Origin of the sequence: Actinokineospora fastidiosa (assembly GCF_014648415.1) — a bacterium.
GTDB lineage: Bacteria > Actinomycetota > Actinomycetes > Mycobacteriales > Pseudonocardiaceae > Actinokineospora > Actinokineospora fastidiosa.
On sequence record NZ_BMRB01000002.1, the window covers coordinates 182,862 to 198,001 of the forward strand.

12 protein-coding genes are annotated in these 15,140 nt (G+C 73.3%); 5 read left to right on the forward strand and 7 right to left on the reverse strand.

The features are described from left to right. Nucleotides 1–12 precede the first annotated feature (12 nt). Nucleotides 13–438: a pyridoxamine 5'-phosphate oxidase family protein gene (locus tag IEY98_RS10930; protein WP_189210324.1), complete on the reverse strand. Its 426-nt coding sequence runs from the start codon at nt 436–438 to the stop codon at nt 13–15. A 176-nt stretch (nt 439–614) separates the two neighbouring features. Between IEY98_RS10930 and IEY98_RS10935 the strand changes: the two genes are divergently transcribed. Further along, the gene (locus IEY98_RS10935) at nt 615–2,357 is read left to right on the forward strand and encodes a GAF domain-containing sensor histidine kinase (RefSeq protein ID WP_189210325.1); all 1,743 of its coding nucleotides are present in this window, start codon (nt 615–617) and stop codon (nt 2,355–2,357) included. Here the strand turns inward: IEY98_RS10935 and IEY98_RS10940 are convergent, their stop codons facing one another. The 5 genes from IEY98_RS10940 to IEY98_RS10960 form a co-directional block, all read right to left on the reverse strand. Then, nucleotides 2,358–4,061, reverse strand: coding sequence for a sensor histidine kinase (locus tag IEY98_RS10940; RefSeq protein WP_189210326.1), 1,704 nt, complete (start codon nt 4,059–4,061; stop codon nt 2,358–2,360). A 226-nt stretch (nt 4,062–4,287) separates the two neighbouring features. Further along, nucleotides 4,288–4,659 (reverse strand): CBS domain-containing protein, encoded by a 372-nt coding sequence (locus IEY98_RS10945; RefSeq protein ID WP_189210327.1) that lies wholly within the window; start codon nt 4,657–4,659, stop codon nt 4,288–4,290. Beyond that, a complete protein-coding gene (locus IEY98_RS10950; protein ID WP_189210328.1) occupies nt 4,656–4,880 on the reverse strand; it encodes a hypothetical protein in 225 nt (74 codons plus the stop codon). Before IEY98_RS10950 ends, IEY98_RS10945 begins: the two co-directional genes overlap by 4 nt. A gap of 283 nt (nt 4,881–5,163) precedes the next feature. Beyond that, nucleotides 5,164–7,686 carry a cation-translocating P-type ATPase gene (locus IEY98_RS10955; RefSeq protein WP_189210329.1) on the reverse strand — a complete coding sequence of 841 codons (2,523 nt, stop codon included), beginning with the start codon at nt 7,684–7,686 and terminating at the stop codon, nt 5,164–5,166. Then, entirely contained in the window at nt 7,683–8,297 is a 615-nt protein-coding gene (locus IEY98_RS10960; RefSeq protein ID WP_229786804.1) for a hypothetical protein, read from the reverse strand. Before IEY98_RS10960 ends, IEY98_RS10955 begins: the two co-directional genes overlap by 4 nt. Nucleotides 8,298–8,452: 155 nt before the next feature. On the opposite strand from IEY98_RS10960, the gene IEY98_RS10965 reads away from it, so the two are divergent. From IEY98_RS10965 to IEY98_RS10980, 4 genes are read left to right on the forward strand one after another with little or no spacing between them, the layout of a single operon-like run. Continuing rightward, nucleotides 8,453–10,834, forward strand: a complete 2,382-nt coding sequence (locus IEY98_RS10965; RefSeq protein ID WP_189210330.1) for a cation-translocating P-type ATPase — start codon at nt 8,453–8,455, stop codon at nt 10,832–10,834. Between the two features lie 21 nt (nt 10,835–10,855). Then, the gene (locus IEY98_RS10970) at nt 10,856–12,232 is read left to right on the forward strand and encodes a DUF4389 domain-containing protein (protein ID WP_189210331.1); all 1,377 of its coding nucleotides are present in this window, start codon (nt 10,856–10,858) and stop codon (nt 12,230–12,232) included. A 31-nt stretch (nt 12,233–12,263) separates the two neighbouring features. Beyond that, nucleotides 12,264–12,542 (forward strand): PLDc N-terminal domain-containing protein, encoded by a 279-nt coding sequence (locus IEY98_RS10975; protein ID WP_189210332.1) that lies wholly within the window; start codon nt 12,264–12,266, stop codon nt 12,540–12,542. 58 nt (nt 12,543–12,600) lie between these two features. Beyond that, nucleotides 12,601–13,644, forward strand: a complete 1,044-nt coding sequence (locus IEY98_RS10980) for an alcohol dehydrogenase catalytic domain-containing protein (RefSeq protein WP_189210333.1) — start codon at nt 12,601–12,603, stop codon at nt 13,642–13,644. 698 nt (nt 13,645–14,342) lie between these two features. Here IEY98_RS10980 and IEY98_RS10985 read toward each other — a convergent pair. Beyond that, a complete protein-coding gene (locus tag IEY98_RS10985) occupies nt 14,343–15,095 on the reverse strand; it encodes a hypothetical protein (protein ID WP_189210334.1) in 753 nt (250 codons plus the stop codon). Nucleotides 15,096–15,140 lie beyond the last annotated feature (45 nt).

The window sequence follows — 15,140 nt, forward strand, 5'->3', positions numbered from 1 at the left end:
GATCGCCAGGACTCACTCCGCGGCGGAGGTGGCGGGGGCGTGCAGGCGCCGCCCCGTCACCTTCTCCGCGCTGATCCGCACGAAGTGGTCGCGGCGGCCGTCCACCCAAGGCCGGAGCCAGGTGCCCGACAGCAGCAGCAGCTCGTCCACGTCGGTGATGAGCTCGGCGTGGCCGACGACCGTGACGCTCCAGCCGCTGCGCAGGTCGGGGTCGAGTTCGTCGGCCTGGAAGGCCACCACCGCGTGTCCGGTCGCGGCCGCCAGCTTCCCCCCGCCCGCCACCCGGATCACGACCCGGTCCCCGTGCATCCGGAAGTTGACCGGCTGCACCGCGGGCAGCGCGTCCTCGGTGAACACCAGCCGCCCGACCCGCACGGTCTCCAGCAGCCGCAGGCACCGCTCCCGATCGAGGACCTCAAGTCGCTGCTCGCCCCTCATGCTCCGCCTCCAGCCACGTCTCCGCTTCCGGCCACCACCGAGTATGCGCGCGCCTCTCCGCCGAGCCGCAGAGCCGCAGGTCCCCGGCGGGGTGGAGCGACCGACCGTGTCCGCGCCCGGACCCGGGGAGGGAACAGGAGGATAATCGGGTCAGGACGGGCAGACCGGGAGGGAACGTGTCCGAGCACGACATCGGGGGTGACGTTCCCACCGACCCGCTCCGCTTCCCCGACACCGCCCGCCTCGAACTCGACGCCGCCATCGACGCCTTGGTCGAACGCGCACATGCCGTGCGCAACACCCAGGAACGGCTGCGCTCGCTCCTGCGCGCCACCCACCTCGTGGCCTCCCACGTGGACCTCGCCGTCGTCCTCCGCCACATCGTGACGGCCGCCAGGGAGCTCGTGGACGCGACCTACGCCGCGCTGGCCGTGCTGGGGCCGGACGGCGAGGTCGACGAGTTCGTTCACGTGGGGATGGACGCCGAGCAGGTCGCACGGGTCGGGCATCCGCCGCGCGGGCTCGGGATCCTCGGCCTGCTCATCACCGAACCCCGGCCGCTCCGGCTGGCCGACCTCACCGCGCACCCCGCGGCCACCGGCTTCCCGGCAGGCCACCCGGCGATGCGGTCGTTCCTGGGCGTGCCGATTCTCGTGCGCGGTCGCGCGTTCGGCAACCTCTACCTGGCTGACAAGGCCGGCGGCGGGGAATTCACCGCGGAGGACGAGAGCCTCGTACAGTCCCTCGCCGGGTACGCCGCGGTCGCCGTCGACAACGCCCGCCTGTTCGCCGAGGCGCGTCGCCGCGAGGCGTGGCAGCACAGCAGTGTCGACATCACCGCCGCCCTGCTGGCGGGCCAGGACACCGACGACGTTCTGCGGCTGATCGCCGATCGTGCCCGCACCACCGCCGAGGCCGACGTCGCCGCCGTCGTCGTGCCCGCGGCCGAGTCCGCGCTCCTGGTCGTGCGCACGGCTGTCGGCGAGCGGGCGGATGACCTGCTCGGCCGCGGCCTGCCGGTGAACGAGTCGCTGTGCGGGCTTGCCATGACCGACGCGGAGCCGCTCATCAGCGCCGACATCGCCGAGGACGAACGGGCCTACCCGCCGCTGGCGGTCGAACTCGGTCCGGCGATGGTCGTCCCTCTGGTCACCCCCGACCATCCCCCGACCGGTGTCCTGCTGGTCGCCAACCGGCGGGGCAGGCGTGGTTTCGACCGCGGGGACCTGGACCTACTCGCCGCCTTCGGCGCCCAGGCCGCGCTGGCCCAGCGTCTGGCCGCCCACCGGGCCGACGCCCAGGAGCTGCGGCTGCTGGAGGAGCGCGACCGCATCGGCCGGGATCTGCACGACCACGTCATCCAGGAGGTGTTCGCCACGGGTCTGTCCCTGCACAGCGTCGCCGCCACCGCCGCCCCCGAGCAGCGCCGCAAGCTCATGGTCGCGGTGCGCAGGCTCGACCAGGTGATCAGCGACATCCGCTCGACCATCTTCGACCTGCACTCCCCGCCTGCGCCGTCCGAGGACGGGCCGCCAAGCCTGCGACGCAGGCTCACCCGGGTCATCCACGACCTCACCGACGCGATCGGGTTCACCCCCGCGCTGCGGTTCGACGGCCCGCTGGACACGCTCGTCCCGGAGGCGATCGCGGTCGACCTGGTCGCGGTCGTGCGCGAAGCCCTGTCGAACGCCGCCCGGCATGCCGCGGCGACAGCGGTGACCGTCGAGGTCAGCGCATCACCCGGCCGCGTCACCGCCCGCATCGAGGACAACGGGCGCGGCATCACCGATGGCAAGCGTCGCAGCGGCCTGGCCAACCTCGACGGGCGGGCCCGTGCGCACGGCGGCGCCTTCACCGTCGACAGCTCACCCGGCCAGGGGACGGCGTTGACCTGGACCACCCCGCTTCCAGCCGAGTGACTACGGCAGTGGGACGCGCCAGGTGAGGCGGGTGCCGTGTGGGGTGGCGGGTGTGAGGGTGAGGGTGCCCTCGCAGGTGGCGGCGCGGTGTTGGAGGTTGGCCAGGCCGCTGCGGGCGAAGTGCTCGGGCAGGCCGGTGCCGTCGTCGACGACGTCGATCACGAGGTCGTCGCCTGCCTCGATGGTCACGGTGACGCTGGTGGGTGCGGCGTGGCGGACGGCGTTGCTGACGGCCTCGCGCACCACCGCCTCCGCGTGCTCGGCCACCGTGGGCGGGACGAGGGTGTCCACCGGCCCGGACATGCGCACCGTGGGTGTGATGCCGCTGTCGGCGGCGGTCTGGGTGATGGCGTCCATGAACCGCCTGCGCGCGCTGCCCGGGGACTCCTGGCCGGCGGTGTGCAGGTCGAAGATGCTGGTGCGGATCTCGCGGACGGTCTCGTCCAACTGTTCGACCACCCGCATGATGCGGGCCCGCACCTCCGGGCCGCTCACCCGGTGGAGGGTGCCCTGCAGGGTCATGCCCGAGGCGTAGAGCCGCTGGATGACGTGGTCGTGCAGGTCGTGGGCGATACGGTCCCGGTCGGCGAGCACGTCGAGCAGCCGCCGGTCGCGCTGGGCCTGCGCGGCCTGCAGGGCCAGACCCGCCTGGTCGGCGAAGGAGTCCAGCACCGGCACCAGGTCCGGGTCGAACAGCGCCGCCCCCTTGTCCCGCGCGGCCAGCAGCACCCCGCTCACCCGGTCGGTGGTCCGCAACGGCACCACCAACGCCGGACCGAAACCGAGCGCGTCCGCACCGAGGACATCGCCCAGCGCGGCGGCCAGGTCCGCCACCAGGTCGGCCGCCCCCGCCTCCAGAACACCCTCCAGGACCGGGGTCTCCGGCGGGATCGGCGCCCCCACCAGCGCCCGACCCCGCTCACCGGTGCCCGTGCGCACCCGCAACACCTCCTCGTCGGCCAGCAGCACCAGCACGCAGTCGGCCTCGGTCAACTCCAACGCCCGCCGCACCACCAACTCCAGCGCGTCGTCCGTGCTGGCCCCCGCGAGCAACTCGGCGCGGACCTCCGAGGACGCCTCCAACCACCGCTGCCGCCTGCGGCCCTGCTCGAACAGCCGCGCGTTCTCGATCGCCACCCCCGCCGCCGCCGCCAGCGCCCGCAGCACGACCTCGTCCTCGGCGCTGAACTCCCTCGCCCCCCGCTTCTCCGTCAGATACAGATTGCCGAAGATCTCCTCACGCACCCGCACCGGCGCACCCAGGAAACTGCTCATCGGCGGATGATTCGGCGGAAAACCCACCGACGCCGGATGCGCCCCCAACTCCGGCACCCGAATCACCTTCGGATGCGTGATCAGCAGCCCGAGCAGCCCCCGCCCCTCCGGCAGATGCCCCATCCGGGCCCGCTCCTCCGGGCTGATGCCCACATAGACGAACTCCTGCAGCAGACCCTCCCGACCCCCGAGAACACCCAAAGCCCCATAGCGGGCATCGACCAGATCCACCGCGGCCTGCACGATCCGCTGCAGCGTCGAATCCAACTCCAACCCCGCACCCACGGCCATCACGGCCTCCAACAGGCCATGCATACGATCCCGCGTACGGCCGATCTCACTGAGCCGCTCCTGCACCTCGGCCAGCAGCTCGTCCAGGCGAAGCCCGCCCAAACCGGTCGTCTCGCCCATGTCGGACATCTCCCGCATCCCTTCGCCGCTCCCGCCATTCTCACGGCGACACGGACGCACGCCAACCCGACATGACGACACCTGTCCCGAACCGAACGGGACCCCCGACGACCGCGAGCTGGCGTTGACCGCTGGTGACCCTCACCTACTGGGCGTGGCCCGGTGATGACCCGGACCGGCCGCTCACGCAGAGCGTCGTCATCGCCAGCAGGCCGCGCAAGGGCACCCGCCCAGGGAGTGATCGCTAGCCGACGAGCACCCGCACCAGGTCCGCGCTGGTGAGGATGCCGACCAGCGCGCCCGCGGAGGTCACCACGACCGCGTCCGCCCCCGATTCGGCCACGGCGCGCGCCGCATCGGGCAGCGCGGCCGACAGGTCCACCGACGGCGCGGGCGTGCGCATGATCCGGGTGACCTGACAGTCCGCGTCACCGCTGGCCCACGCGTGCCAGAGGGCGTCGGCCTCGGTGAGCAGTCCGAGACACCGCCCGTCGGCGATCACCGGCAGGTGGCGGACCCTGGTCTGGGCCATCATCCGCAGGGCGGCGTCGAGCGTGGCTTCCGGCGTGATGCCGATGACCCGGCCGGTCATGGCCGACTCCACGGTGGCGCTCATGCGTCGGCCCTCCTGATCGCGGCGACCATCGCGAGCCCGACCATCCGCCCGGCGGTGACGTCCACGGGCTCGGGTGTCGGCGGCTCGACGGGCTCGGGGGCGGGCGCGACCCCCTCGGCCGCGGTGAGGCCGAGCATGTCCAGCAGCGCGGCCGCCTCGGCGGCATCGGCCGAACGCGCCGCGACGACGCGGGCGGCGCGGTGTCGTTCCCAGTTGCTCATCGTCAACTCCTCATGCTGGTGCGGATCCGCCGGGCGAGTTCGGTGTCAGCCCGAGCACATCGGCGGTGGGGTAGGCAGGGGACAGACCGTGGAAACGTGCAGCGGTCAGGGCCCTTGGTGTCGCGCACAGCCGCACGCGGGCGGGCATCCCGGAAGCGGTGCCGAAGCAGGCCACCACCGGGCAGTCGGCGGGCCACCTCGGCCGCGACGTGCCCGCGGACCAGCGCGACATCGTCGAACAGGGCGGCCTTCAGGCTCGGTGCGCCCGGATTCAGCACGCGGGTCATCGCCGCCTCCTCCACACGGCCTTCGCCGCCAGGTCCGCCCCGAGCACGACGGGGATGACCGCCGCGGCCAGCGCCCAGCCCAGTGCGGTGGGGCCGGTTCCGCCGAGCAGGTCGGGCAGCGGCGGCACGGAGAGGAAAACGGCGAGGACGGCCAGTTCGACCGCGACCGCGGCGAGCAGCGCCGGGTTGCCGCGCCAGCCCGCCCAGCGGCTCTCCGAGCGGCAGGCGAACGCCGTGCCGAGCTGGCCGAGGACGATGGCGGCGAAGGCGGTGCCCGAGGCCGTGGCGAGCAGGGCGGGGTCCGCGGTGTCGCCGAGGCGCCAGCCGCCGGTCACCAGGACGATGAGGAAGGCGGCCAGCGCCGCCGCGGCCTCCACGGGTCCGAGCAGCCCGAACGCGCGGCGCAGGACCCGCCCGTCGAGCAGTTGCCCGCGGCGGGCCGGGCCGGACAGCGTGCGCGGGTTGGCGGGCTCGGCGCCCAGTGCCAGCGCGGGCAGCAGGTCGGTGCCGATGTCGATGGCCAGCACCTGCAGCACGGTGATGGCCAGCGGGATCTGCCCGCCTGAGAGCGCCCAGAGGACGAACGGCGCGAGTTCGGCGACGTTGTCGGTGAGGTGATAGGTGAGAAACCGGCGGATGTTGGCGAAGGTCGCCCTGCCCAGCTCGACGGCGGCGACGATGGTGCCGAAGTGGTCGTCGAGCAGCACCAGGTCGGCGGCCTCACGGGCGACGTCGGTGCCGGAGGCGCCCATCGCGACGCCGATGTCGGCCGCGCGCAGCGCCGGGCCGTCGTTGACGCCGTCGCCGGTCATCGCCACCACGTGGCCGCGGGACTGCAGCGCCCGGGCGATGCGCAGCTTGTCCTCGGGTTGGACTCGGGCCACGACGATCCCGTCGTGGTCGACCAGAGCGGCGAGGGCTGCGTCGTTCTCGGGCAGGTCCGCTCCGGTGAGGACCGGAGAGCCGGGCAGGGCGAGGCCCACCTCACGGGCGATCGCGGCGGCGGTGCCGGGGTGGTCCCCGGTGATCATGCCGACGGCGATTCCCGCCCGCCTGCACGCCGTGACCGCCTCGGCGACGTCGGGGCGGGGCGGGTCCTCCAGCGCGATGAGGCCGAGCAGGTCCAAGTCGCGCTCGTCGGCGCCGGGGGTGACGCGGTGGGCGACGGCGAGCAGCCGCAGCCCGCGCTCGCTGAGGGCGGCCAGCTGCTGGCGCGCTTCGTCCGGCACCGCGTGGCACAGCGGCAGCACGGCGTCGGGCGCGCCGACGACGTGGAGCCCGTCGGCGTCGACGACCGACGACCGACGCCTGCGGGGGTCGAACGCGGTCCGCCCGATCGGGTGGGGTGGTGCGGGCACGCCCGCCTTGGCAGCCAGCACGTGCAGGGCGACCTCCATCGGGTCGCCGACGGGCCGCGGGTGGCCGTGACGGGTGTCGACGTGGGCGTCGGGTGAGCACCGGGCAGCGCTGTCGGCCAGGGCGGGGAGCAGCGCCAGCGCGGCGGGCGCGCCGGTGGCGGCGCCGTCCGCGCTGTAGCCGCTGCCGGAGATGTCGACCATGCCCGCCGGGGTCCAGACCGCGACGACGGTCATCTCGTTGCGGGTGAGGGTGCCGGTCTTGTCGGTGCAGATGAACGTCGTGGCCCCGAGCGTCTCCACGGCCTCCAACCGGCGCACCAGCGCTTTCCGGGCGGCCATCCGGCGCGCGGCCACGGCCAGCGAGAGCGTCACGGTGGGCAGCAGGCCCTCGGGGACCAGGGCGACGGTGACGCCGACGGCGAACAGGAAGCTCTCGGCCAGGGGCAGGTCGAGCAGCGTGGCGATGCCGAAGAAGACGACACCGACACCAATGGCCACGCTCGCGACGACCAGCACCGTGTGGTGCAGCCGCACCGCCAGCGGGCTGGACGGGCGGCCTGCCGTCGCGGTCACCGCCGCCACGGCGGCCAGGCGCGTGTCGGCCCCGGTGGCCGTGACGACCGCCTGGCACACCCCTTCCACGACGTGCGTGCCCGCGGTGAGTCTGTCGCCGGGCTCCTTGCGCACCGGAAGGCTTTCCCCCGTCAGCGCGGACTCGTCCACCGCGAGGCCGCTGCCCGTGACGGCCTCGGCGTCGGCGCAGACCCGGTCGCCCGCCTCCAGCACGAGGACGTCGCCGACCACCAGGTCCTCCGCCGCGACGACGACCGCGCGGCCGTCGCGGCGCACGGTCGCGCGCAACGGCATGAGGTCGCGCAGGCGTTGCGCGGCACGGTCGGCCCGATACTCCTGGGCGAAGGAGAACACGGCATTGACGACCACGACCACGGCGATGGCCACGCCCAGCTCGGGCATCCCGGCGAGCACGGCCAGCCCGGCGGCCACCCACAGCATCACCGCGAAGAAGTGCACCAGCTGGCGGGCCAGCACGAGCGCGGCAGGGGTGCGACGCGGCTCGGGCAGCCGGTTGGGGCCCGTTCTGCGCAGACGGTCGGCGGCCTCGTCGGCCGACAGCCCGGGGTGCGGCAGCGTGGCGGTCATCGCAGGATCTCCCGCAGTCCGAGGCCGGTGATCATGGCCACGATCGCGGCCATCGCCAGCCCGGCGACCGCGCCGACCGCCACGGTCTCGGCCACGGCCTGTCCCTCGTGCCACAGCGGCGTGGCGATGGCGAGGAAGGCGGCGAGCCCGGCCACCCAGGCCATCGCGGTCACCGCGATCCAGCCCGCAGACCGGCGGACGTGGCGGCGCAGCACCAGCCACTGGGCGAACCCGATGGTCAGCGGCAACGCGGCCAGACCGGTCAGCGCCCATGGCGACAGCAGGATCGACGGGAGGAGTCCCAGCAGGTAGGCGACCGCTGCGGCCGCCGCCGTCGCCCCGACCCAGCGTGGCACCGACAGGCCGGGCACGACGGCCCGGAGGACGGCGGCCTGCCCGAGGCCGAGGGCCGCGCCCTCCACCGCGCCCGCGGCGACCAGCGCGGGAACGGCGACGCCCGCCGCGGCGTCCGCGGTGATCGCGCCCACCGCCGCGGGCAGCAGGAAGCCGCCGAACTCGGCCGCGGTGACGACGCCGATCCAACGCCGCAGCGACAACCCGGTCACCCGCGCGTCGGCCGGGACCGCCGTGATCCAGGGACTCGTGCTCATGACGACCACCATCACCGAGCGGCCGGTCCCTGCCCCAGTGCCGCAAGCGGCTCAGCGGGCGGGACCTTCGACCCACCCGGGCACGGGACCTGCGCCACCGCAGGACCGACGTTGGCTCCTGCCGTACCGCTCGCCACCTAACGCAGGCTGGGGCCATGACGCAGACGACCGAGGCACACGCCTTCGGACTGTCCGAAGCGGACGCCGCGGACGCGCTGAACCGCTGCGGGCGCAACATCATCCCGGAACCGCGCCGCCCCGGCGTGGTGTCCAGGGCCGCTGCGCAACTGCGCGACCCGATGATCATGCTGCTGCTGGCCGCGATGGTGCTCTCGACCGCGCTGGGCGATGTGACCGACACCGTCGTCATCGCCGTCGTCGTCGTGCTCAACACCGCGGTCGGCATCATCCAGGAGCTGCGGGCCGAGCGCGCGCTGGCCGCGCTGCGCAGGCTGTCCGCGCCGACCGCGCGCGTCGTGCGCGACGGGGTGGCCGCACAGCGCCCCGCCGAGGACGTCGTTCCCGGGGACGTGGTGCTGCTGGAGGCGGGCGACATCGTGTCCGCCGACGGCGAGCTGCTGTCCCACCACCACCTGCAGGTCGACGAGGCCGCCCTCACCGGCGAGTCCGTCCCGGTCGACAAGGACGGCGGCGAGGTCCAGGCGGGCACCGTCGTCACCCGCGGCCGCGGCGCGTTCCGGGTCACCCGCACCGGGGCGGACAGCGCGCTCGGCCGTATCGCCGCGCTGCTCGACGGGCAGGGCACCAGGCCGACACCGCTGCAGCGGCGGCTGGCCGCGCTGGGCAGGCTGCTGGCCGTGGCGGCCGTCGGCCTCTCGGCGCTGGTCGCCGCGATCGGCCTGGTGCAGGGGCGCCCGCTCGGGGAGGTCGCGCTCACCGGCATCAGCCTCGCCGTCGCCGCCGTGCCCGAGTCGCTGCCCGCGGTCGTCACCCTCGCCCTGGCCCTCGGCGCGCACCGGATGGCCCGCCGCGCCGCCGTGGTCCGCGCGCTGCCCGCGGTGGAGACGCTGGGCTCGGTCACCGTGCTGGCCGCCGACAAGACCGGCACCCTCACCCAGAACCGCATGCTCGTGGAACGCCTGTGGACCCCGGAAGGCGGGGAGGCGACGGTGACCGGCAGCGGCTACGACCCGGCCGGCGCGATCGCCGGGACCGGCTTCGGCGACCTGCTGCGCGACGCCGTGCTCTGCAACGACGCCGACCTGCTCCCACCCGGCCCTGACGGCGGCTGGCGTCCGGCCGGCGACCCGACCGAGGTCGCCCTCGTCGTCGCCGCCGCGAAGGGCGGACTCGACACCGACGACGTGCGCGCCGCCCACCCGCGCGTCGCCGAGATCCCGTTCGAGAGCGCCACCAAGCGCATGACCACCACCCACACCGCGCCCGACGGCGGACTGCTGGAGATCACCAAGGGCGCGCCCGAGGTCCTGCTCCCCGCCGACGATCCCGCCCACGCCGTCGTCCGCGGCTGGACCGCCCAGGGCTACCGCGTGCTCGCCGTGGCCGAACGCGTCGCAGGAGGCCAGCGCACCGTCGGCATGGTGGCCATCACCGACCCCCCGCGCCCGGACGCCGCCGACACCGTCGCCGAGTTCCGCCGCGCCGGTGTCCACCTGCTCATGATCACCGGGGACCACCCGGACACCGCCCATGCCATCGCCGCCCGCGTGGGCATCACCACCGAGACCGACAGCGACAGCGTCTACGCCCGCGTCCAACCCGAGCAGAAACTCGACATCGTGGCCGACTGGCAACGCCGAGGCCACATCGTCGCCATGACCGGCGACGGCGTCAACGACGCCCCCGCCCTGCGCCGCGCGGACATCGGCATCGCCATGGGCGGCGACGGCACCGAGGTCGCCCGCCAGGCCGCCGACCTCGTCCTCACCGACGACAACCTGCGCACCGTCGCCCATGCGATCGAGGAAGGCAGGCGCATCCACGCCAACGTGCGCACCTTCCTGCGCTACGCCCTCTCCGGCGGCGCAGCGGAGATCGCCGTCATGCTGCTGGGCCCGCTGATCGGCCTGGCGGTCCCCCTGCTGCCCGCGCAGATCCTCTGGATCAACATGCTCACCCACGGCCTCCCGGGCGTGGCCATCGGCGCGGAGCCCGCGTCGCCCGGGCTGATGCGCCGTCCCCCGCTCGCCCCCGGCGCCGCCATCCTCAGCGGGCTCTGGGGCCGGGTGGCCTGGACGGGCGCCCTCATCGCCGCGGTCACGCTCGCCGTGGGCTGGTGGATGGCCGAGACCGGGAAGCCCTGGCAGTCCGCGGTGTTCCTCTGCCTCGGCCTGGCCCAGCTCGCCGTCGCCGTCGCCCTGCGCGCCAGCGACCGCGGGCTCCGCTTCCTCGACGCGGCGATCGCGGGCGCCGTCATCCTGCACGTCGCGGCGGTCTTCCTCCCGCCGCTCGCGGGTTTCCTCGGCACCGAGCCGCTCGCCATGACCGACACGCTCATCGTCTGCGCCGCGGCCGTCATCCCGGGCGTCGCGGTCCGACTCACGCGCAAGCGCTAGCCACGACGCAAGGAGGCCATGATGGCGCAGAACGGGTTTTATCCGGTCCGAGTGGACGGTGCGCTGGACGAACCGCTGTCCCGCGGGCTGTGGCTGGTGAAATGGCTGCTGCTCGTCCCGCACCTGCTGGTGCTGGCCGTGCTGTGGCCCGCGTTCGTCGTGGTCACCGTCGCGGCGTTCTTCTCCATCCTGGTCACCGGCCGCTACCCCCGTCCCCTGTTCGACTTCACCGTCGGGGTGCTGCGGTGGAGCTGGCGGGTGCACTACTACGGCTACGCCGCGCTGGGCACCGACCGCTACCCGCCCTTCACCCTCGCCGACGTCCCGGACTACCCGGCCCGGCTGAGCGTGGACTACCCGGAGCGGCTCTCGCGCGGACTGGCGCTGGTGAAGACCTGGCTGCTGGCCCTGCCGCACTACCTGGTGGTCGCGCTGTTCGCGGGCGTGGGGTTCGGGACCACCGGGGACGGGACGGACTTCGCCGTGGCGGGCCTGATCGGGCTGCTCGTCCTCATCGCGGGTGTCGTGCTGCTGTTCACGAAGGCGTACCCGCGGCCCATCCACGATTTCGTCATCGGGATGGACAGGTGGGTGGTGCGCGTCGTTGCCTACGCCGCGCTGATGACCGACGAGTACCCACCGTTCCGACTCGACGAAGGCGGTGTCGAGGCGGGACCCATGCGACCGGCCGCGTCACCGCGCGCCAACGACTGGACCGCGGGCAGGGTCGCGTCCGTCGTCGTGGGCGCGGTCCTGGCCCTGACCGCGACCGGCCTGCTCACCGGGGCGGCGGGGATGCTGTGGCTGGACCGCACGCAGCGGGACGCGGACGGCTACCTCGTCGCGCCCGTCACCACGGTGAGCAGTTCCGGCTACGCGATCACCACCGACGAGCTCACCGTGCACCACGGACTCCCGGTGTCCGACACGCTCGGCCGCGTGCGGATCACGGTCACCGCGACGGACCCGGCCGATCCGGTGTTCCTCGGCGTGGGACGCCCATCGGACGTCGACCGGTATCTCGCCGGTGTGGCGCACGGGGTGCTCACCGACGAGGGGTCGATCGTCGAACAACCGGGAGCGACCCCGACGGGCGCGGCCGCCGACCAGCGGTACTGGGCCGACTCCGTCCAAGGAGCAGGCAGCCAGACGGTGACCTGGGAGCCCGCTGACGGGGAGTGGAAGTGGGTCGCGATGAACGCGACCGCCGAGCGCGGCGTGCAGCTGCGGGTGCAGGTCGCGGCGACCCTGCCCGCGCTGCCGTGGCTCGCCGCCGCCGCGGCGGGCGCGGGCGCCGTCCTGCTCGCGTGCGCGGCGCTGCTGATCGGAGTCGCCGCACACCGTGCGGCCACCCCGCCTGCCCCTCCCGCTGCGCCGATTCCCGCCACAACACCATGAGGACCCTCCGAGGAGACCAGTGAGGCGCACCATGATCTTCAGGGAGCCGGACAACGCGACGACGCCCCTGTGCGGTTGGCAGCGGCGGGTGGGCAAGCGCCCGTGGCGCTCGCTCAGCCGGGAGCAGCGCGTCGCCGTCATCGTCCTGGCCGCGGCGCAGATCGGCCTCGCCGTCGCGGCTTGGGCGGACCTGGCGCGCAGACCCGCGTCGGCTGTGCGCGGCGGCAAACGCGGGTGGGCGTGGGCGATAGCGGTGAACTTCGTGGGACCGATCGCCTATTTCCGCTACGGGAGACGGACTCGGCGCTGAAGCCCAGCCGCACAACTCGATTGCCGATGTCCGGATCGAACTCAGCTAGGAGAAGCACATGAAGGCGCTGCGCTACACCGGTCCTGCGACCATGGAGTGGGTCGACACCGCCGACGCCGCGGTCCAGGAGCCCACCGATGCCCTCGTCCGCGTCGACGCGACCACGATCTGCGGCACAGACCTGCACATCCTCAACGGCGACGTGCCCTCCGTCGACCACGGCCGGGTGCTGGGGCACGAGGCCGTCGGCACGGTGGTCGACGTGGGCGCCGCGGTCTCCGCCGTCGCAGCGGGCGACCGCGTCCTCGTCTCCTGCATCACCTCGTGCGGACGGTGCCGGTTCTGCCGCGAAGCCGCGTACGGGCAATGCGTCGGCGGTGGCGGCTGGATCCTCGGCAACCGGGTCGACGGCACCCAGGCCGAACTCGTCCGGGTGCCCTTCGCCGACACCTCGACCCACCTGCTGCCCGCGGGGCTGTCCACCGAATCCGCGTTGATGCTGTCCGACATCCTGCCCACCGCCTTCGAGGTCGGCGTCCTCAACGGCGCCGTCGCTCCCGGCGACACCGTCGCCGTCGTCGGCGCCGGACCGATCGGCCTCGCCGCCATCGCCACGGCGCGGCTGTTCAGCCCCGGCGCGATCATCGCGATCGATCCGGCCGCGCCGAGACGCGACGCGGCCAAGCGCTTCGGCGCCGACCTGGTCGTTGACACCACGACCGACCCGACCTCGGTGGTCATGGCGCGCACCGACGGCCTCGGGGCGGACGTCGTCATCGAGGCCGTCGGCGTCCCCGCCGCGTTCGAACTGTGCGCCGACCTCGTCCGCCCCGGCGGCCATCTGGCCAACGTCGGCGTCCACGGCAGCCCAGCGGCGCTGCACCTGGAACGGCTCTGGAACCGCAACATCACCATCACCACCGGACTGGTCGACACCTACTCGACCCCACGGCTACTGGCGATGCTCGCCGCCGGACACCTCGACGGCGCCCAGTTCATCACCCACCGCTTCGACCTGGACGACATCGAACACGCCTACGAGGTGTTCTCCCGCCCCATGGACAGCGGCGCACTCAAGATCGCGCTACACCGCCGGGGTTAGGGGCGATCAGTGGTCGGGGTCGCCGCGGCGAATGAGCCGGAGCCAGGACGTCCTGATCTGCGTCGCAGCGATTCGCTCTGCGGATCACGGCCACGCTAGAGAGCCGATCGCCCGATGCCCTGCCCTGCCGGATATCGCCCGGTAGGGCAGGGCGCGGTCCCTTTGAACTCAACCTGGCCTTGCACCTTGCACCTGTTTCGCGAGCGAGCGTCGGACAACCGGGGCGGGGCCGCAGCTCGGCGGCCCCGCCCCGGTCATATTCGCGATGCGTCCCCTGCCAGCGCACCGCGGTGGCCTGCTCGATCACAACAAGCGCTACACCACACACTTCACCGCAAGACGCCTGGTGGGCACACCGACCAAAGTCCTCTCCATAACGGGACCTACGCACGCGCTCATTCACTGTATGCGACGTCCCGCCCAAGGATCCTCGCGCCGGTGACAAATCAGGCATCGGGTGCGGGTGTTATCCCGCCTTCCCCGGAAGCAGTCGCGTCGCGGCACGCACGAGCAATGGAAGATCGAGGGCAGTCACCACGACCGACAACACCTCGCCCACCGAAGCACCGTCAGGGTCCTCAGATCTCCGCGCGGAGGCGAGCACAACGATCACGAGCAGAGCAAGAAAAGCCGGGCGATACCGCGGTCTGTTCATTCCGAACCTCCTCCGAGTCGGACTCCTCGTCGTCCCCGTCCACTCATCTCGACATGCCCTCGAGCCCGAAGACGAGCGAGCGCAGCGAGCCCGCTGCCCCATCGATGCGGGCGGCGACCTGCAGCATGCGCCTGCGGACCATGGAGTTCCGGGCGATGGTGACGGTGTTCTGCAGGGCCAGCCCGACGGCGATCAGTTCGGGCAGGACCGCTGCCCGCAGCCCGTTCGCGATCCGCTCCCGGTCGTCGGCGACCGCGCGGACCCGCTCGGCCTCGACCTGCTGCCGAAGGGCCGCCAAGGCCGCTCCGTGGTCCACGAGCCTTCGGAGGAGCGCGAGGTGCTCCTCACCGAAGGGTGGATCGGCGGCATACCGGACAAGGACCAGCACGGCAGGCACCACGCGATCGTCGGCGACAGTCAGCAGAGCGGTCGAACCGAGCCCGCGTGGACAAGCCGATGTTCCGTCGAGCACACCCGCCGCCACGGGGTCCGGGCTGATCCGGTTCGCCGACGCGGTGAACACCCGACTGACCAGACTGTCCCGGCCCGCCACCCGACGGATCGCACGGTGGTCTTGCCCAGCCAGCACGGACAGCCGGACACCGCCGTCCGCGCTCGGCCTGCCGACGGCCACGAGCGCGGCATCGGTGGCGGTCCGCGCGGCGCGACCGATGGGCGACAGTGGCTCCGGCGGCGGCTCCGCGCCCAGCATCGCATCGACGAGCTCGATGGTCGCTCTCACCCATACCTCCGCCAGGCCAAGCGACCAGGAACCGGTGGAATCGTTGTAGGACAACCTTCCTCCAACTTCATGACACGACCGCGGGACTCGTCGCCCGCG

Excerpts from the sequence above, each read along its gene's own strand:
- IEY98_RS10945 (WP_189210327.1), bottom strand. The coding sequence starts at position 4,659 with ATGAGCGCCACCGTGGAGTCGGCCATGACCGGCCGGGTCATCGGCATC.
- IEY98_RS10975 (WP_189210332.1), top strand. The coding sequence starts at position 12,264 with ATGATCTTCAGGGAGCCGGACAACGCGACGACGCCCCTGTGCGGTTGG.
- IEY98_RS10980 (WP_189210333.1), top strand. The coding sequence starts at position 12,601 with ATGAAGGCGCTGCGCTACACCGGTCCTGCGACCATGGAGTGGGTCGAC.
- IEY98_RS10955 (WP_189210329.1), bottom strand. The coding sequence starts at position 7,686 with ATGACCGCCACGCTGCCGCACCCCGGGCTGTCGGCCGACGAGGCCGCC.
- IEY98_RS10970 (WP_189210331.1), top strand. The coding sequence starts at position 10,856 with ATGGCGCAGAACGGGTTTTATCCGGTCCGAGTGGACGGTGCGCTGGAC.
- IEY98_RS10950 (WP_189210328.1), bottom strand. The coding sequence starts at position 4,880 with ATGAGCAACTGGGAACGACACCGCGCCGCCCGCGTCGTCGCGGCGCGT.
- IEY98_RS10940 (WP_189210326.1), bottom strand. The coding sequence starts at position 4,061 with ATGCGGGAGATGTCCGACATGGGCGAGACGACCGGTTTGGGCGGGCTT.
- IEY98_RS10930 (WP_189210324.1), bottom strand. The coding sequence starts at position 438 with ATGAGGGGCGAGCAGCGACTTGAGGTCCTCGATCGGGAGCGGTGCCTG.
- IEY98_RS10960 (WP_229786804.1), bottom strand. The coding sequence starts at position 8,297 with ATGAGCACGAGTCCCTGGATCACGGCGGTCCCGGCCGACGCGCGGGTG.
- IEY98_RS10965 (WP_189210330.1), top strand. The coding sequence starts at position 8,453 with ATGACGCAGACGACCGAGGCACACGCCTTCGGACTGTCCGAAGCGGAC.